Below are 18692 nucleotides of genomic sequence, written 5' to 3'. Positions count from 1 at the left end.
CGCTAAACACGGGGGCTGCGCGGCGGACACGCCGACGTCACCGCAATGCCACGCCATTTTGCAGAACTTGACGCACACAACTCCGTTGAACCCGTTGGGCGGCTTGCTAGTCTGCCAAGCTCCTAACAGGGATAGCAACCTGGAATGAACACAGCACTGCTTTTGATGGCTCAGTATGGTGGCAAGGCCATCATCCCGATCGATGAGGTCTGCCGAGACTATTTCTCCCACCTGACGCCGCCGAAGTTGGTCCGAAAGATTTCCATGTGGGAAATTGCCCTTCCGCTCGTGCGGATCGAGGACAGTCAGAAGTGTGCCAAGGGCGTCCATCTCGCCGATTTGGCCAAATACCTTGAGTTCCGGACTGAGGCTGCGAGAAAGGAAATGAGGGGTCTCACGGAGTAGCGAGGGAGCGTGAATGAGGTTTCGTTCAGCCCTGCCGTACACAGCCGCCCGCGGCTTATGGCCTGATGAGCGACGAACTGGATCAACCGTTTCAAGGCCGGTACTGCATTTGGTACAGCACCACTTCAACAAAGACGCGTAATCGACTGTCTGAACTGCATGTTTGCTGGGACTGCGTCCCATCTGATGTTGGACACGATGGTACAACTTTGCAGTATCAAACGAGGCTTTTCGCGAAATGATCCTACAGAACACGCACGTGTCCCTGCGACGAGCCGAAGCAGCGCACCGGCTGCGTGGAACACGCTGACGGGAGGGGCCTGAAAAAGAAGATTATTAGTCGGCTGCCGAGGTCATTATGAATTCAAATGCCGTCAGCTATTTGTACAGTTCTGGCTTACTCATTGCGCCAATAACTGCCTTTCGCCCTTCTGATAGTGATTGCAGACCCGCCTCGGCAGCGATTGCAGCCCGGTATCCGTCCAGCAGCTTGCTCCGGCCGGAATTCCGCTGAGTATTGAATGGATCCAGGCCTGGGCCTGCAGGCGATAGGCATCGGTGAAGCGAGGACGCCAGTCCGCGGGATAGGCCGTTCCTCGCGACAGACCCGAATTGATCTCGGTGCGCAGGGGCGAAAGCAGCGAGACCGTTGCGGTGGAAGCGTAAGCGCCTCGCGGATCGCCTATGGATTTGGGCTTGACGTTTTCCGGAATCGCCAGGGCATGAGTTCCTCGATCTGGGTTTGCGGATGGCCGTTGATGATGGCGTCGAGGGTTTCGGCGAGGTAGGCGACCGGGTTGACGTCGTTGAGCCTGCAGGTGGCCACGATGGAGGCGAGCAGCGCCCAGTTGTCGAACGTAGTGCTGTGCTGCGATTGTCGACAGTGTCCCAGGAGCCTCTTAGGGACTATTGCCTCCAACGATCCGTTGCTTTCCCCACCCCAACTTTCAAAATTGTGGTAAAGTCTCGACGTTGTTATTGGCTTTGAGCGAGCGGTGTGAGGGCGCTGGAGGCTACCATGCACTTCATTAAGCTCCTGGTTGGCTCAGCAATATTGACAGCATCGGGGGCAGCGTTTGCGGCAGAGGAGGTGTCTGTCGAGAGAGGACGGCTGGTTTCCATCATCGGCAGCTGTCACGACTGCCATACTGACGGCTACAGGGAAGCCGAAGGCGCACTCGACCCCACCAAGGCATTGAGAGGGAAAGTAATAGGTTGGCGGGGGCCGTGGGGCACAACGTATGCAAGCAATCTGAGATGGAGCGCGCAAGACCTTAGCGAAGACGGGTATGTAACCTACATCAAGACACTTCGCACATTGCCGCCGATGCCTTGGTACAACGTTCGCGTCATGCCGGAGAGCGACATTCGGTCATTCTATCGATATGTGAAGTCGCTCGGTGATCCCGGCGCCTTCCTCCCGAGAACGGCGAGACCGGGGGAAGAGCCGAGGACGCCCTTCGTCACGCTGGAGCCACCGCAAATGCCGACACCTTGTTCACGCGACCTGGACTGCGGCGTGGGCGAAGTTTGCTCGGCCGCACCAGTCCGCCAATGCGTTAAGAAGTAGGCACCGTGGGCAGCGGCCCTCTTAAGACAGCCGACCCCAATTACGCGGTAGGGCGAAACCTTAAGTTTCGGAATAGTAGCGAACGCCGCCCTCGGGCCAGACGTCAAGTCAGACCGTCAATGATAAAACTTAGGGTGAGCGCCTCGCGGATCGCCTGTGGATTTGGGCTTGACGTTTTTCGGAATCGCCAGGGCATGAGTTCCTCGATCTGGGTCTGCGGATGGCCGTTGATGATGGCGTCGAGGGTTTCGGCGAGGTAGGCGACCGGGTTGACGTCGTTGAGCCTGCAGGTGGCGATGGAGGCGAGCAGCGCCCAATTTTCGGCCCCGACTTCGTGACCTGCAAACAGGGCATTTTTTTCTGGTCAGGCATACTGGCCTGATCGCGTTTTCAACCGGGTTGGTGTCGAGTTCCAGGCGGCCATCGTCCAGGAAGCGGGTCAGGCCTTGCCAGTGGCCGAGCCCATGCCGGATGTCTTCGGCCAGGCCAGAGCCGGAGGAGATCATCGATAGCTGCTTTTCGAACCATGGTTTCAGGGCAGCGATGATGGGCGCGGAATGCTCCCGTCGGGCGGCAAGCCGGGCTTGAGGTGATGCGAGCATCCGCGCGTGATCCGCACCCATTACCCTACGCCGATAATTCCAACGCGTATACTCAAGTTGACCTCCGTATTATTCCAATGCGTTCAGTCAAGCCAGCCGGTTGTCCGGGCTTTTCCGGCCTCGTGCGAGTCGGCGGCCGCCTGGATGAATTTCACCCAGCGCAGCCCGTCGAGCACGTTCGGAAACAAGATCGTGACTGCCTCCGCATGAACGGTTGCACGGTACAACGCGGTACGCGATGCCGTTTCGTGAGAGGCTTCTCGCAATGAATCCTGGCCGGCTCCGCGGGCGAAAGCGCGTCAGAGAAGCAGCCGCTGGTCCGTTGTAGGCAAGATGCGGATCATATCCGCAGTAGGATGAACCTGCCGTGCCGGCGTGTCTATCTTCTGAGGCTGACCGGTGCTGGCGGCGCGCTCAATGGCAAGCAGGGCGCGCACGTCGGCAAATCCTTCTCCACCGTCGGCTTCAGGCGGTTGTGCATTCAGGATGCAGTCGGAGAAATACGCGGTCTGTCCGGCGAAATGGTCTGTCTGCGGGAACGTCTTTTCGGTTCTGATGTCGCCATGCCGAAGCTTCATTTGCACGGCAGTCTCGAAACGGAAGCCAGGGTCGGCCGTTACGCTCCCCTTCGTTCCGGCCACGTGGTAAAAATCCGAATTGTCCGCGCCGAAGCTGGCAATGAACTGTGCAAGCCGGCCCTCGGGGAAGCGCAACGTCACGGCAATGCTTTCCTCTACCTCCCCGACTGAGGCGCTGCCGAAACTCCTTACCGCGACTGCCTCGATCGGCTCAGTGGCAAAGATATGGCGCGCGGCATTCAGGCAGTAGACGCCGATGTCCTGCAAGGGACCGCCCCAATAGGCGGCCTTGAGGCGGTGATTGTCGGACGACGCTACGAAGGAGAAGACCGCGGCAAAGATGCGGGGATCGCCGATCTCACCGCTGCGGATGCGCTCCAGCACCTCGACAGTGCCGGGCTCGTTGTGCAGCCGATACGCCGTCATCAGGTACGCTCCGCTCTCATTGGCGGCGGCGATCATCGCCTCGCATTCCGCCTCGGTCGTGGCCAGCGGCTTCTCAACGAGCGCGTGCTTGCCGGCTCTCAGGGCTCGGATCGCATAGTCGGCATGCATGGAGTTCGGCAATGCCACGTAAACTGCATCGGCGACGTCCGATGCGAGCATCTGGTCGTACTGCTCATAGCTGAAGACGTGTTCCACGCCGTAGAATTCGGCGAGCTTGGCGGCGTTTTTGGCCGAGCCGCTGACGATCGCCGTGATTGTCGAGTTTCCGGTCTGGGACACACCGGGCATAAAGGCTTCCTGTGTGATCCAGCCCGCGCCCACCACGGCATATCGTATCTTTCTCAATTGCTCCTCCCGAATGGGATCACTCCCGGCACTCGTCTAAAAATGGTCACGCCGTGGCCAGCGGAGCGTCTCTGAGGCCTGACGGCAGCGGTCGATTTGAGCCAGTCGCTCGATGGGTCTGTTGTCGCCTCTCAGGGGCAAAGGCGGGCAAGAGTCATCCCTCGCCCGCCGCAGAGTTGCGCCCCCCGCCTACTTTCCGATGCAGGTGTCGGCGGTTTCGGGGGTGCAGACGTCGAGACCGGTGTAGGTCGGGTCGGCCGGCGCGGGCTTGCCGTCCTTGATGTCCTTCAGCGCCAGCATGGTCTTGTAGCCCATTTCGAACGGCCGCTGTCCGACCTGGCCGAGCGACAGGCCTTCCTTCATCTGGTCCATCTGCACCGGCAGCGTGTCGGCGACGACCAGAGCCAGCTCCTTCTTGGCGATCTTATCCTTGTACGGCTCGACCGCAGCGCGATTCGCATCCGGTATGAATTGCGGAAAGCCGCCTGTCGGCACGAAGGCGTCGAGGTTTGGCGTCTTCGCCATGAAGTCCTGGAACTGCTGAACCGACAGAGGGAAGTCGTCGTTGGTATAGAGAGGGCAGCCCGGTGCTTCCGTCCAGCCGTTCTGGCCGGTCAGGGCATCACCTGGCGAGGCGGCCGACTCCTTGCCGGCCAGCGTATCGCGTATACCCTTCATGCGCTCATTGTGGTTGGCCGCGGCAGCTCCGCCCGACTGGATACAGATGGTGCCGCCTTTCGGCTTGATGGTCTGCACGATCTTGGCGAGGTTGACGCCAATTTCGTAATTGTGCGTGCCGATATAGGCGACACGCAGGTCCTTGTTCTCCGGTAGCACATCCGAGTCCCAGGTAAGCACGGGAATGCCCGCTTCCTTGGCGGCCTGAAGCGCGACGGCCATTGCCGCGGCGTTCGACGGGGCGACGGCGATGCCGTCGACCTTCTTGGCCACCAGGTCCTGCACGATCTGCACCTGCTCCTCGCCGCCGCCATGCTCGCCGGGGCCGATATACATGCATTCGATCGCGCCGCTGGATTCGGCTTCGGCCTTCTTGCAGCCGTCACGAGCCTGGTCGAAGAAAGGATTGTTCATGTTCTTCGGCACAAGGGCGAAGACGTATTTCTGCTGGGCATAGGCCTGCCCTGCCATCAGCGCGGAAAACGCCACGGCCGCCGTCAGAATGTATTTTTTCACCTGTTCCTCCACTTTGTTTTGACGTCCACTATCCCCGACGGCTTGCGGCCGCCGGATTCTATTTGCGCTTCCAGGTAAACATACCCTCCAGCGTCGCCCGCAGCGACTTGCCCGAGGTCTGCATGCCGAGAAGCACGGCAAGAATGATGAAGGCCCCGACAAAGGCGCCCTGCCAGTTCGAATCGATCCCGGCCATCAGCAGCGCGTTGCGGATGACCTCGAGGAAGGCCGAACCGATCACAGCGCCAAACGCGGTTCCGTAGCCGCCCATCAGGCTGGCCCCCCCGATGACGGTGCCGGCGATCACCCTCAACTCGTAGCCGGTTCCCATCGCGTTGATGGCCGAGCCGCTGTAGCCGAGCAGCAGCAGGGACGCGATCGATGCGGTAAATGCGCAGAAGACATAGGCCTGGAATTTGATCCAGTCGACGGGGACGCCGGTCATCCGCGAGGCGTTCTCGTTGCCGCCGATCGCGAAGAGGTGGCGCGCCCAGGCGGTGAAAATGAAGACGGAGCCGACGATGAGCGCGAGGATCACCATCACCCAGAACTGCGAGGACAGTTCCGGGATCCAATGAGGCACCCAGCCGTCAGGCGTGTGCCTCGGCCATTTGGCCTGGCCGATGGCCTTGACGATCGGCGCATCGGGTCCGAACTGGTAAAGCATCTGGTTGCCGGACAGCACGACCGCCAGCGAGCGCGCGATCGACAGCATGCCTAGCGTCACCACGAAGGACGGCATGCCGATATAGGCCACGAAGAAACCGTTAAAGGCTCCGCAGGCGATGCCTGCGAGCAGACCCGCGCCAAACGCCACATACCAAGGCTGGTGCCAAGTGAGCAGCAGGCCGGCGACGATCGCGACCAGCCCCATCACCGAGCCGACCGACAGATCGATGCCGCCGGTGATCAGCACCACCGTCATGCCCAGCCCCATGATGGCGATAGGTGCAAAATTGCGGGTGGTGTTGGTAACGTTGTCGACCGTGCCGAAGCTGGGCTCCAGCCACGTCATGAAGACCACCAACACGAAAAGCGCGATCGCGACCCAGAAGGCCTGGCTGGCGATCATCTTCTGGAAAACGCTCTGCTCTATTATGCCGACCACATCACCGATGGACGCATGGCCTTCCTTCAGCATGTCGCTCTGGCTATGCATCACGGATCGCTCCCGTAATTAGGCCGGTGATCTCCTCCGGCGATGTCTTCTCCGTCGCCTTGTCGGCCACTTTCGAGCCGCGTCTCAGCACGATGATGCGGTCGCAGACCGCGAACACATCGGGCATGCGGTGGCTGATCAGCATTACCGACACATTTTGCGATTTGAGCCGCCGGATCAGCTCCAGCACCTCGGCTACCTGGCGGACCGAAATCGCCGCGGTCGGCTCATCCATCAGCACGAGCTTGGAGTTGGATAGCCGGGTGCGGGCAATGGCGACCGCCTGCCGCTGGCCGCCTGACATTTTTTTGACCAGATCGCGCGGCCGCGTCTCCGACTTCAGCTCCGCGAACAGTTTTGCCGAGCGGTTGATCATCGCCTGCTTGTCGAGCACTCGGAGCGGCCAAAACCCCTTCTTCATCTCGCGGCCGAGAAAGACATTTTGGGCGGCCGTCAGATTGTCGGCCAAGGCCAGATCTTGATAGACGACCTCGATCCCTTCGCCCCGTGCCTCGATCGGCTTGTGGAAATGGCAGACCTTGCCGTCCACCGCGATTTCGCCGTCGGAGGGTGGGAAGTTCCCCGCAATCAGCTTCACCATGGTCGATTTCCCGGCACCGTTGTCGCCCATCAGGCCAACCACCTCGCCGGCAGCAACCGCGAAGCTAACATCTGACAAGGCACGGATAGCACCAAAGCTTTTCGAGACGCTTCGTACGTCCAGCACAGACACATTCTCCTCCCTGTGCGACGTCGACTTGAGCACTCAGCCGACGTACCTCTCTCCGGCTGCAATCTATATTGCAAAATGTACAAACATGCAACGTTTATTTCAGACGCATGCGGGGCGGCGACCAACTCTCCCTCGCATCAGTCTGTTCGCAGCCACTTGCTCTCCCGGGCCGAGCCCTGAATTGCCTCCACGAGTTCCTGGATGCGTTGGCCGGCCCGGAAGCCGAAAGACTCGTCTCGCTTCCCGGCGATCGCATCGACGAACCGCGCAATCTCGATAGCCTTCAGATCGTTGAAGCCGAGCTGATGGCCTGGTGCGACGCAGAAGAGTCCATAGGGATCGTGATCCGGACCGGCCTCGATGCGCCGAAAGCCACGCCGGCCGCCGGGATCGGCCGTGCTGTAGAAATGCAGCTCGTTGAAGCGCTCCTGGCTGAAGACGAGCGCCCCCTTGGTGCCATAAACCTCGAAATCGTGCTGCATCTTGCGGCCGGTGGCGACCCAGCTCGCTTCGATGCTGCCGGATGCACCATTGGCAAAACGCAGAAATGCGCGACCGATGTCGTCGACCTCGATGGTCCGGCGCCCGCCTCGGCCATCCGGACGGCTCGCTATGACGGTGACGGAATCGCCGAGGACCCGTTCCACCGAGCCAAGCAGAAACTCCGCCGTGGCCAGAGCATGGCTGCCCAGATCCGCCAATGCGCCACCGCCGACAGGATCGTGCCGGAAGGTAAATGGGCTTTCCGCATCCGCCATGTAGTCCTCGGCGTGAATGCCGCGATAGCTGCGGATCTCGCCCAACTCGCCCGCGCGGATCATCTGCCGCGCCAGCGCGAGCAGCGGGTTGCAGAGATAATTGAACCCGACCTGCGTCCTGACGCCGGCCGCTTCCGCCGCCTCGGCCATCCGTCGGGCATCCGCCGCAAGGGGCGCCAGCGGCTTCTCGCAATAGACGTGCTTGCCGGCGGCAATGGCGGCGAGCGCCATCTCCTTGTGGAAGCCGTTCGGCGCCGTGATATCGATCATATCGATCTCCGGGTCCTCGACCAGACGCCTCCAGTCCCCGCTCGCCCGCGCGAACCCCAAGGCCTGCGCCGCCTGCGCGGCGAGGTCCTCGGTTCTGTCCGCAACCGTGTGGAGCACCAGTTCGTAGGGAAGATCGAAGACACGTTGTGCGGCAGCAAAGCCGAACACATGGGTCTTGCCCATGAAGCCGGTGCCGATCAGGCCGATTCTGAGTTGAGGTTTTTCACCGGCCATTCAACTCGGCTCCGTTTACCACCAGCGCTGAGTCGATCCGCCCGGCGAAAAAATCGAGCACGTTCTGCACGGACGAGATTGCCATGCGCTCGCCGCACTCGGCGGTGAGCCCGGCAATGTGCGGCGTCAGAATCACCTGGTCGAAGCCGAAGAGCGGATGGTCCGCGGCGGGTGGTTCATCGTCGAAGACGTCGATACCGGCCGCTGCGATGCGCCCCGCTCGCAGCGCCGCAATCAGCGCCGCCTCGTCGACGATGCCGCCCCGCGCTGTGTTGATGAGAACAGCAGTCGGTTTTATCGCCGAGAGTTCCACGGGGCCGATCACCGGGCGCTCGGCCTTGGGTACGTTGACGGAGATCGCATCGGCCCAGGCGAGTCCCGTTTGCAAATCGCTCACCGGCGCGACCGGCCCCTCCGGCCAGCCTTGCCTCTCAAGGAATGGATCATAGGCACGCACGTCCATGCCGAATGCCGCCGCCATGTGCGCCAGGTGGCGGCCGATCCGGCCGAACCCGAGGATCAGAAGCCGCTTGCCCGAGAGTTCGCTTGGCTCCAGCCGGTTGCGCCAACCCCATTCGTTACCGCGCACCGAACGATCCGCTCGGATCAGCCGCTTGGTTGCCGCCAGCAACAGCATCATGGCGTGCTCGGCCACCGACACCGAGTTCACATCGCCGACGATCGCGAGAGCGATCCCGCGCCGATTGAGGGAGGATAGATCCACAGCGTCGTAGCCGACGCCATGGCGCGAGACGATCTTCAACCTCTCGGCGCGTGCGACGGTCGGAGCCGACAAGGGCTGGGTGCGAATGACGAGGCCATCGGCCTTGCCGATCAGAGGTGCGTAGCTTGGTTCGGAGACATCTTCGACATAGTCGTAGGTGACGCCGGGCGACGCATCGAGAAGTTCGATGCCGCTCGGATGAAGTTTTCCGGCGACCAGAACGTGCGGCATCAATAGCCTCCCTTGCCGGCTTCAAGAGAGGCGGGCTTCGCGCCGGTCAATTCGCGAAAGCGGGCAACACACGCCTGGGCCGCTGCTGCGAGCAGGCGGGAGTCGCCTGACACGGTGGTCATGTCGAAGCCCCATTGGATGGCGCGCGCGGCGTAGTCGGCCGTGCCGCAATGGAGCGCGGCGCGTTTGCCATGCCTCTTGCAGGCCGCGACTATGGTCCGCAGCGCCTCGATCATGTCAGGCTCCTCGCGGTCGAAAGCCGGTGCGAGACGTCCCTGGTGCAAGCTGAAGGTCAAGTCGGCGGGACCGACATAGATGCCGTCAAGCCCGGGAGTCGCGGCGATCGCATCGAGATTGCGCATCGCCTCGGCGGTCTCGACCATGGCGAAGGCCAGGATTTCGTCATTGGCCTCGGCCGCATAATTGGCGCCCGCCGAAAAGTTGGCGCGTGTCGGCCCGAAACTGCGCTGGCCAGCCGGCGGATAGCGCAGGTAGCTGACGAACTCAGCCGCCTGCTCCGAGGTGTTGACCATGGGACAGATCACGCCATAAGCGCCGGCATCCAGCACCTTCATGATGATGCCCGGCTCCAGCCACGGCACGCGCGCCATGGGCACCACCCTGGATGCACGCATCGCCTGGAACATGGGAAGCAGCATCGAATAGTCGAGCGCGCCGTGCTGGACATCGATGCTCACGCTGTCATAGCCCTGCGCGGCCATGATCTCGGCGGTGAATGGACTGCCGATCGAAAGCCAGCCATTGATCGTGGGCCGCCCTTCGGCCCAGATCTGCTTGAGCTCGTTCTTGATCAAGGCGGCCTCCTCAGAACACGATCTGCGCAAGCTTGGTGTCGAGGTAGTCACCGATACCTTCGCTGCCGCCTTCGCGACCCATTCCGGAATATTTCGTGCCGCCGAACGGCGCTTCCGATGCGGCGAGAGCGAAGCTGTTGATGCCCACCATGCCTGCCTTCAGCTCGGCTACCGTGCGGCGCGCACGCTTCGGGCTCGACGTGAAGGCATAGGCCGACAATCCCATTGGCGAAGCATTCGCCCGCTCGAGCGCCTCCTCATCCGAGGAAAACCGGGTGATCGCCGCGATCGGCCCGAAATTCTCCTCGGCAAAGACCCTCATGTCGTCGGCAACATCGGTCAGGACCGTGGGCTCATGAAAATGGCCGGCATTGAACGCCGCAACCCGATGGCCACCCGCGACGAGCTTCGCACCGGCTTTCATAGCGTCGGACACGATGTCTTCGATCTCGGAAAGCCGGCCGGCATTGATGAGCGGGCCCATCTGCACGGATGGGTCGAGCCCGTCGCCCAGTTTCAACGCTTTGGCGCGTTGCACAAAGCCCTCGACGAAGGCGTCGTGCAGGCTTTCGTGGACGAAGAAACGATCCGGTGTGACGCAGACCTGGCCGGAATTGGCGTATTTGGTCGGCACGGAGACGTTGAGCGCGGCATCCAGATCGGCGTCGTCGAAGACGATCAGGGGCGCGTTGCCGCCAAGCTCCATAGACACCTTCTTCACCGTGTCGGCAGCATCGCGGATCATCTGCTGGCCGACGCGGGTCGAGCCGGTGAGGGACACCTTGCGCACCGCCGGCGAAGCCATGATCGGCGCATAGGTCGTGCTCGTGGGCCCAACGACCAGGCTGACGGTGCCGGCAGGAAGATTGCAGGCGCGGATGCAGTCGACCATCAGCATCGCCGTCCCGGGCGTCTGACTTGACGGCCGGACGATGGTCGAGCAGCCAGCGCCAAGCGCCGGCGCCACCTTGCGGGCGACCAGTGCCGCCGGAAAGTTCCAGGCGGTGAAGGCGGCTGCGATCCCGACAGGCTCGTGCAGAACTTCGAAACGACCGCCGGGCACGCGCGATTCGATGACGCGCCCATAGATCCGGCGGGCCTCCTCGGCGTACCAGCGGAACTGATCGACCGCCAGCCCCCATTCGCGCTCGGACTGGGCAATAGGTTTGCCGGTCTCGCTGGAGATCATCCGCGCGGCTTCGTCCTTGCGGCGGATCATCTCGTCCGCGATAGCATGCAGGGCGGACGCGCGCTCAAAACCACCCTTGGATTTCCATGCGGAAAACCCACGGGCGGCGCTAACCAGCGCCTCTTCCGTGTCCGCGCGGGTGGCGACCGGAGCCTCGCCCAGCGGCTTTTCCGTCACCGGGCTCGTCACCGGCGCCGTCCCGCCGTCGGATGCCTTGCGCCACTTCCCGTCGATGAACAGTCCGTAATTCGCGTACATGGCTTATCCGATCTCGCTGACCTTCACGAAGCGGCCTTCGACCGCCGATTTCATCGCCGCCTCAGCCAGGATCAGGGCGCGGCGCCCGTCCTCAAAACCGACCAGCGGCGGCTCGCCCTTCTCGACGCAGGTGACGAAGGCGTCGATCTCGGCATCGAACGCTTCGCGGTATCGCTCGATGAAGAAGTCGAGATAAGGCGCGGCGGCTTCGGTTTGCGCGACCGAGTAGCGGCGCAGTTCGTGAGGCTTCCTGTTGCCGCTGATCACCATGCCGGTGCTGCCCAGCAACTCGACGCGCTGGTCGTAGCCATAAGTGGAGGTTCGGGAGTTGTTGATGTGGCACTGCTTGCCGCTTTTGGTCCGCATCACGACCATGACGCTGTCGTAGTCGTTCAGCTCCGCCATCATGGCCGGGTCGATCAGCCGGCCACCGATGGCGAACACCTCCTCCGGCTCCTCTCCCAGCATGAAGCGGGCCAGGTCGAAATCGTGGATCGTCATGTCGCGAAAAAGCCCGCCCGCGACCTCGTAGTAGGAACGGGGCGGCATGCCCGGATCACGCGAGGTGATAATAACCTGGTGCAGGTCGCCGATCTCGCCGGATCGTACGGCGTTCCACGCCGCACGATGACCGGGGTCGAAACGTCGGTTGAAGCCGATCTGGACCGGCACGCCCTTGGACAAAATTGCTTCGGCGCAACGGTTCACCCTTTCCAGGCTAAGATCGATCGGCTTCTCGCAGAGCACGGGTTTGCCAGCGGCCACCGCCTTTTCGATGTAGTCGGCATGCGTGTCAGTCACCGTCGCGACAAGGACCGCATCTACATCTGCCGAGGCAAATACCTCGTCCGCGGATCCCGAAGCGCGAACGCCGTGCCGCGCCGCGACAGTCTCCGCGGACGATTCGTCGATGTCATAGACGGTGGCTAGTTCCGCACGAGGATGTGCGGCGATGTTTGCCGCATGCATCCTGCCAATCCGACCGCAGCCGAGCACAGCTATCCTGAGCAAGAAGTCCTCCCGGTTTGAATTTTTGCAATGATCGTTGCAAACATATTGATTTGTCAATGGGCATTCCGTATAGATTTGGAAAGACCGTCGTTAGGGAGGAGACAAAGATGACCAGGGCCACCGTCCGTCTGACCATGGCACAGGCGCTCGTGCGCTATCTGTGCAACCAGTTCACGGTCGTCGACGGCGAGAAAGTTCCGCTTTTTCCGGGAGTCTTCGCCATCTTCGGGCACGGCAACGTGACGTGCCTTTCTGAAGCACTCGAGGCGGTGAAGCACGTGCTGCCGACCTGGCGCGGCCAGAATGAGCAGTCGATGGCGCTTGCAGCGATCGGCTTTGCAAAGGCGAAGCGCCGGCGCCAGATCATGGTTGCGGCGACCTCGATCGGTCCGGGTGCGCTGAACATGGTGACGGCGGCGGGTGTCGCCCATTCGAACCGGCTGCCGGTGCTGATGCTCTCAGGCGACACCTTCGTCAGTCGCCGGCCCGATCCGGTCATGCAGCAGGTCGAGCACTTCGGCGACCCGACCATCAACGTCAATGACGCCTTTAAGGCGGTCACGCGCTACTGGGACCGCATCGTCCATCCCGAGCAGATCATCTCGTCGTTGCCGCAGGCGGTTGCGGTGCTGCTTGATCCGGCCGATTGCGGGCCTGCCTTCATCGCTTTGCCGCAGGATGTGCAGGAGATCGCCTGGGATTATCCCGAAGCCTTCTTCGAACAGACGGTGAATGAGGTGCCGCGCCCCCGGCCCGATCGCAGCCGGCTCGCCGAAGCGACGCGCCTCCTCAAAGGCGCAAAGCGGCCGCTGATCATCTCGGGTGGTGGCGTGCGTTATTCGGGTGCCGAGAAGGTTCTTGGCGATTTCGCCAAAAGGCATGGGATCCCGCTCGCGGAGACGATTGCCGGCAAAGGCACGGTTACGCACGACCACCCCGCGCATGTCGGACCGATCGGCATCGTCGGCTCAACCTCCGCCAACGCGCTGGCGGCGGAAGCCGACGTGATCATCGCCGTCGGCACACGGCTCATGGACTTCACCACCGGATCCTGGAGCGCCTTCTCGGCCGACGCAAAGTTCGTCTCGATCAATGCCGCACGCTGGGATGCCACCAAGCACCGGGCGCTCGCCGTCGTCGGCGACGCGCTGGAGACGGTGAGCGAACTCGAAGGTGCCCTCGGCGACTGGAAAGCGGAGAGGGCCTGGACAGACAAGGGTCGCATCGAGTTCGCCAAGTGGAACACGATGCTTGACGGCTTCCAGAAGCCGACCAACGAGCCGGTCCCGACCTATGCGCAGGTCGTAGGCGTGGTGAACGCCAAGGCGGGCGAGCGTGACCTGCTGATCACCGCGGCCGGCGGACTGCCCGGCGAGGTGATGAAGAACTGGCGGGTGAAGGAACCCAACACTTTCGACTGCGAGTTCGGCTTCTCCTGCATGGGTTATGAAATCTCTGCCGGCTGGGGCGCGGCCATGGCCGACCCTACCCGCACGCCGATCGTCATGATCGGCGACGGCACCTACATGATGATGAACTCCGACATCTATTCGTCGGTGCTCGCCGGCCACAAGATGATTCTCGTGGTATGCGACAATGGCGGCTATGCGGTGATCAATCGGCTGCAGAACGCCAAGGGCGGCGCCTCCTTCAATAACCTTATCAAGGACTGCCGGGTCAAGGAGCCGTTCTCGGTCGACTTCGCCAAGCACGCGGAAGCCATGGGCGCGCTGGCGCGGCGTGTCGAAAGCCTTGCCGATCTCGGCCAAGCGATCGAATGGGCGAAGACCACCGACCGAACCACCGTCATTGCCATCGTCTCCGACGCCTTCAGCTGGACGCCCGGGGATGCATGGTGGGACGTCGGCGTGCCCGAGATCAGCGGGCGCCAGCAGGTCCGCGACGCGCATGCCGCGCAAACCGAAGGTCGCAAGAAGCAGCGCGTGGGTGTCTGAACCGTTCGGGCGCGCGGGGGCGTCCCCTGCCGGAACGATGCAAAACTCCCTGAGCATTGTTCCGGCAGTTTTTTGTCGCTGCGCAGGCAGCCAGCAGCATTCGAAAATCATGATTGGAGATGACGATGAGAGCCAAGCTTGGCATCGCGCCGATCGCCTGGTGGAACGACGACCTTCCCGAACTGAGCGACGACGTCTCGCTGGAGGAGTGCCTGCGGCAGGCCCGTGAGGCCGGCTTCACCGGCATGGAGACTGGCCGCCGCTTCCCGATGGACGCGGCGGTGCTTGAGCCCATCCTGAGGCAGCATGCCATGAGCGTCTGTGGCGGCTGGTTCTCCGGCCGCTTGCTGGTCGGCAATATCGATGAAGAGAAGGACCGCATCGCCGCGCAGATGGAGTTGTTCAAGGCGACCAACGCACCCTGCATCGTCTATGGCGAGACGGGTCGCACCATTCAGGGCGACCGCGGAACGCCGCTGGCTATGCGCCCGCGTCTCGACGACGATCAGATCAAGGCCTACGGCCGTAAGCTCACCACTTTCGGCGAATGGTGCGCGGGTCAGGGGATGCCGATTTGCTACCACCACCACATGGCCGCGCCGATCGAAAGCGAACAGGACGTCGATCTGCTGATGAAGCATTCCGGCGAGGGTCTGCCCCTGCTCTACGATGCCGGCCATATGGCCTTTGCCGGCGGCGACGTGCTGCGGGTGGTGGACAAGCACCACGCCCGCATTTCGCATGTACACACCAAGGACATCCGCCAAGCGGTCGTGGACGGGCTCGACCGCAGCCGGGAAAGTTTTCTCGACGCAGTGGTAAAGGGGGCCTTCACCGTACCCGGTGACGGCTCGCTCGACTTCGAGGCGATCGTGAAGCGGCTGGCCTCCTACGGTTACGAAGGCTGGTTCGTCGTTGAAGCCGAGCAGGATCCCGTCAAAAGTCCGCCACTCGAAATGGCGAAGATCGGGCATAAGGAATTGCGGCGCGTCATGGCCGCGGCTGGCTACACTGTGGAGAGCTGAAGTATGAATCGCATGGATGGAAAGGTCTGCGTTGTCACGGGTTCAACGCAGGGGTTGGGAGCGGCCATTGCGCGCCGGCTGGCGGAAGCCGGCGCTGCCGGTCTTGTCACTCTCGGCCGCAACGAGGCGAAGGGCCGTGCCGCGGCCGAGGCGATCACGCACGACACCGGCGTGCCTGTCCACTTTGTCAAGGCCGATCTCGGCAAAGTCGAGGATTGCCGAAGCGTGATGGCGGAGGCCGAGCGCGTTTATGGCAAGATACATGTGCTGGTGAACGCCGGTGCCCGCACGGACCGTGGCACCATCCTCGATACCTCGCCCGAACTTTTCGACGCCCTGTTCGCCGTCAACGTGCGCGGACCCTACTTCCTGATGCAGGAGGCCATCCGCCGCATGATCCGCGACGGCATTGAAGGCGCCATCTGCAACATCGGCTCGATCTCGGAACATGCCGGCCAGCCTTTCATCAACGTTTACTGTGCCACTAAGGCGGCGCTGGCGACGCTGACCCGCAACACGGCGTTTTCCGTCATGAAGAACCGCATCCGCGTCAACCAGCTGGATGTCGGCTGGATGGCGTCTGATAACGAGCGAGAATTGCAGGCGAGTGAGACGGGCGATCCCAATTGGGAAGCGAAAGCCGTTGCGAACCTGCCTTTCGGCCGGCTGGTCGATCCGGCCGAGGCCGCCCGCACCGTCAACTTCCTCGTTTCGGACGATGCCGGGCTCATGACAGGTGCGGTGGTGGATTACGACCAGACAGTCCTCGGTGCCGCATCCGGCCCCATGGCCGTGCCTGAAAAGGCGATGGCGCTCTCGCCTTCCGACACTGATTGAGAATCGACGGCCGGCGGTCCGAAAATGCTGCAATGAGGCCAGGTTTCGCGGTTCGCAGTCCCTACCGCTCGGTAACCGTTGGAATGCGGGGATCGACTGCGTTGTTCTGAAGCCTGGCCGCCAAGGCCACGGTCAAAGCCTGCGCAAGACACATAGGAGCCGCCAGCGAGCGCGAGAAAGTGTATTCGTGCTCCGGTACGGCGAACAGAACGCGCGCGCTCTTGGCCAATGGAGACAGCGTGCTGTCCGAGATCGCCACGATGGGTACACCTCTCCCCACGGCTTCTTCCACAACATTGACGACCTCGTTCGCATAGAAGCGGAACGACACCGCAAACAGCAGGTCCGTCTTCCGCATCGCGCGGGCCATATGCGTGGCCAGTCCGCCGCCCGGATCCAGGAGCACGCAGCGCTTACCTAGCATGGTCAGTATATAGCGAAGGAGTTCGACGACCGGTGCCGAGCGAAGTTGTCCCATCAGATAGATGACGTCGGCCTTCTCGAGCAGGCTAACGGCTTCTGCCAGATCCTCGGGTTGAAGATCGGTGAGCATCTCTTTCAGGGACGCGATGTCACGGACGACCAGGTCGTGCATCAATCCCATCTCGCTGCGATCTGTCCGCTCCCCCAGTTCCTTCTCCAACGCCTTGACGCGGGCTTCGAAGCCGGGAGCCGCGGTGGACAATCGTTTCTGGAAGAGGCTCTGCAGGTCCTTGAACCCTTCATACCCCAATGCTTGGGCAAATCGGACGAAGCTGGACGCGTGAACGCCGCTGCCTTCCCCGATCGAGTTCACCGATCGCACCGCGACGTCATTCGGATTTTGGGTGAGGTACAACGCAATCTTCTGGTACGACTTGCTCATCCCATCATACCGGTCGTGTATCACGCGGATGAGATCCTCATAGTCCTTGGGAGCCTCGACCTTCTCGTCCACGATGCACATCCTTGCAATTTTTGTTGCATGATGGCGTCTTTGAAGGTTTTTGACCAGCAGAGAGTTGTCAACTCTGTTATCGGGTCTGTTATCGGGCCACAAGTTGTGTGCGCACCGCGCGTCCGCGCACCAAGAGGGCTGCGACAGCTCCGTGCGAAGGAGAAGCGTCAGAGGAGCAGCGGTTTCGGACCCTTGAGCAGCTTTACGGCGATGTTCTCGAAGTTTGGCGACCGTGGACGGCGGCGAGACAGCAGGGGAAGGCCCTGGACTGTGGTCACCACATGGCTGAGGAAGCACCGGATGCGCTCGCGGCCGAAATCCTGCGATTCTTGGGACCCTGCTAGGCTCTGCCTGCCGTGGCACGTATCGAAGCATTGACGCCCGGCAAGCCATGTTGTCCGCTTCGCCCGCAATGCGGACCCAATGTGAGGGCTTCGGAACTTCGACTTTGGGTCAAATGCCGAATTTGGTCCGCTGTAACATAGCTCCGACTTCCTTGCGCGCCGAGCACGAAATACCACCGATCCTGCCGACATCATGGCACACCTCGAGTAAAGCCTTCGTCTCGAGCCCCTCGCCCCGATTTTGTTCGCGCGATAGAAGCGGCGGTTGGCGATTAAGCAGCATGGAATCGCCGAATTCATGCGCGCGGTAGCGGTAGGCGGCAAAGGCTGTGGAGGCCTTGGCGAGCAGAGCATCGTCGGCAAAGGCGCGCAGGAGCTCGAAATGGCTTTCGCCGGGCTGGTGGACGCCTGTGAGAATCGCATCGACCACGCGAAGCCGCGTGCCCCGCGCGATGCGCCCTGTCGCAATGCCATTTCCGGCACGCACATTGCCGCCGGGATTGGCGGCTGCCTCAAGTGCGCGCACTACGCTCGTGCCGATCGCAATGATGCGGCTGCCGCGGAGCTTCGCCCGCGCGACCTGCGCCGCGGTGCGCCCAGGGATGCGGTATGGCTCGTCGAAGGGAAGGCGCGAGTCGAGCGCGGGATCGCCGGTGGAAGAGACGCCCGCAGCATGCGTGAGGGTTGCAAAGCCAACGTCGTGCCGACGCCAGGCTTGGAGCGTGCGCCAGTCGAGCGCGAAGCCTGCCGACGGCGCCTCGAACGCGACCGGCCCGGCGGCAATCTTCGTCCAAACATCCCACAGTGCCAACGGCTCGGGAACATGCGCGTATTGGATCGGCCGGCCGTAGTGCGCCAGTCCTGCAAGCACCGCTGCGCGGTTGCCTGGGAAGTGCAACTCGAGAAGGCGTGGATGGTCGAGAAGGCGCTCGACGACGGCGTCAAGCGAGCCGAGCCGGAGGCGATCGCCTGGTGACAGCGGAGGCGGAGGCAGCCGGTCTTCCGTGCGCGTGCGGTGATCGCCCGAGCCGAAGGCAATCGCCACGAAACGGGTTGGATCGGGAAGTGACA

Annotated in this window: 16 protein-coding genes and 1 pseudogene; 4 read left to right on the top strand and 13 right to left on the bottom strand. The window is 62.3% G+C overall.

The window, feature by feature from the left end; translation table 11 throughout:
* Positions 1-144: 144 nt before the first annotated feature.
* On the top strand, positions 145-405 hold the full coding sequence (locus NKJ28_RS32205) for a pyocin activator PrtN family protein (RefSeq protein WP_352638478.1): 261 nt from the start codon (positions 145-147) through the stop codon (positions 403-405).
* A gap of 682 nt (positions 406-1087) precedes the next feature.
* On the opposite strand, the gene NKJ28_RS32200 is transcribed toward NKJ28_RS32205, so the two are convergent.
* The 11 genes and pseudogenes from NKJ28_RS32200 to iolG form a co-directional block, all read right to left on the bottom strand.
* Positions 1088-1231, bottom strand: a complete 144-nt coding sequence (locus NKJ28_RS32200; RefSeq protein ID WP_301942484.1) for a transposase domain-containing protein — start codon at positions 1229-1231, stop codon at positions 1088-1090.
* Between the two features lie 847 nt (positions 1232-2078).
* Positions 2079-2565: pseudogene (locus tag NKJ28_RS32195) on the bottom strand (IS66 family transposase); the annotation flags it as partial.
* A 311-nt stretch (positions 2566-2876) separates the two neighbouring features.
* The gene (locus NKJ28_RS32190; RefSeq protein WP_352449985.1) at positions 2877-3926 is read right to left on the bottom strand and encodes a Gfo/Idh/MocA family protein; all 1050 of its coding nucleotides are present in this window, start codon (positions 3924-3926) and stop codon (positions 2877-2879) included.
* A gap of 210 nt (positions 3927-4136) precedes the next feature.
* A complete protein-coding gene (locus NKJ28_RS32185; RefSeq protein ID WP_023676588.1) occupies positions 4137-5141 on the bottom strand; it encodes a substrate-binding domain-containing protein in 1005 nt (334 codons plus the stop codon).
* Between the two features lie 58 nt (positions 5142-5199).
* Complete coding sequence (locus tag NKJ28_RS32180) at positions 5200-6300, bottom strand: ABC transporter permease (protein WP_156937342.1); 1101 nt, start codon at positions 6298-6300, stop codon at positions 5200-5202.
* A complete protein-coding gene (locus tag NKJ28_RS32175) occupies positions 6293-7033 on the bottom strand; it encodes an ATP-binding cassette domain-containing protein (protein ID WP_023676590.1) in 741 nt (246 codons plus the stop codon). Before NKJ28_RS32175 ends, NKJ28_RS32180 begins: the two co-directional genes overlap by 8 nt.
* Before the next feature lie 137 nt (positions 7034-7170).
* On the bottom strand, positions 7171-8295 hold the full coding sequence (locus NKJ28_RS32170) for a Gfo/Idh/MocA family protein (RefSeq protein WP_352458349.1): 1125 nt from the start codon (positions 8293-8295) through the stop codon (positions 7171-7173).
* Entirely contained in the window at positions 8285-9250 is a 966-nt protein-coding gene (locus tag NKJ28_RS32165) for a hydroxyacid dehydrogenase (protein ID WP_352579551.1), read from the bottom strand. The genes NKJ28_RS32170 and NKJ28_RS32165 overlap by 11 nt, the downstream gene beginning before the upstream one ends.
* Positions 9250-10065, bottom strand: a complete 816-nt coding sequence (locus NKJ28_RS32160) for an HpcH/HpaI aldolase family protein (protein WP_352579550.1) — start codon at positions 10063-10065, stop codon at positions 9250-9252. The genes NKJ28_RS32165 and NKJ28_RS32160 overlap by 1 nt, the downstream gene beginning before the upstream one ends.
* A 10-nt stretch (positions 10066-10075) precedes the next feature.
* Positions 10076-11512 carry an NAD-dependent succinate-semialdehyde dehydrogenase gene (locus NKJ28_RS32155; protein WP_023676594.1) on the bottom strand — a complete coding sequence of 479 codons (1437 nt, stop codon included), beginning with the start codon at positions 11510-11512 and terminating at the stop codon, positions 10076-10078.
* 3 nt (positions 11513-11515) lie between these two features.
* Positions 11516-12523, bottom strand: coding sequence for an inositol 2-dehydrogenase (iolG, locus tag NKJ28_RS32150; protein ID WP_352458352.1), 1008 nt, complete (start codon positions 12521-12523; stop codon positions 11516-11518).
* A 107-nt stretch (positions 12524-12630) separates the two neighbouring features.
* On the opposite strand from iolG, the gene iolD reads away from it, so the two are divergent.
* The 3 genes from iolD (at position 12631) to NKJ28_RS32135 (ending at position 16340) form a co-directional block, all read left to right on the top strand.
* Positions 12631-14478, top strand: a complete 1848-nt coding sequence (gene iolD, locus NKJ28_RS32145; RefSeq protein WP_352541472.1) for a 3D-(3,5/4)-trihydroxycyclohexane-1,2-dione acylhydrolase (decyclizing) — start codon at positions 12631-12633, stop codon at positions 14476-14478.
* 125 nt (positions 14479-14603) lie between these two features.
* Complete coding sequence (iolE, locus tag NKJ28_RS32140; RefSeq protein WP_023676597.1) at positions 14604-15503, top strand: myo-inosose-2 dehydratase; 900 nt, start codon at positions 14604-14606, stop codon at positions 15501-15503.
* Between the two features lie 3 nt (positions 15504-15506).
* Positions 15507-16340 carry an SDR family oxidoreductase gene (locus tag NKJ28_RS32135; RefSeq protein ID WP_023676598.1) on the top strand — a complete coding sequence of 278 codons (834 nt, stop codon included), beginning with the start codon at positions 15507-15509 and terminating at the stop codon, positions 16338-16340.
* 61 nt (positions 16341-16401) lie between these two features.
* On the opposite strand, the gene NKJ28_RS32130 is transcribed toward NKJ28_RS32135, so the two are convergent.
* Positions 16402-17277, bottom strand: coding sequence for a MurR/RpiR family transcriptional regulator (locus NKJ28_RS32130; RefSeq protein WP_245274693.1), 876 nt, complete (start codon positions 17275-17277; stop codon positions 16402-16404).
* A 453-nt stretch (positions 17278-17730) separates the two neighbouring features.
* On the bottom strand, positions 17731-18692 hold a 962-nt coding region (locus tag NKJ28_RS32125; RefSeq protein ID WP_352638476.1), incomplete at its 5' end, for an S-adenosylmethionine:tRNA ribosyltransferase-isomerase.

This window comes from Mesorhizobium sp. M0145, assembly GCF_040322355.1.
GTDB lineage: Bacteria > Pseudomonadota > Alphaproteobacteria > Rhizobiales > Rhizobiaceae > Mesorhizobium.
The sequence above is the reverse complement of the archived record's forward strand: the minus strand, read 5'-3'. Positions and strand labels throughout refer to the sequence as shown.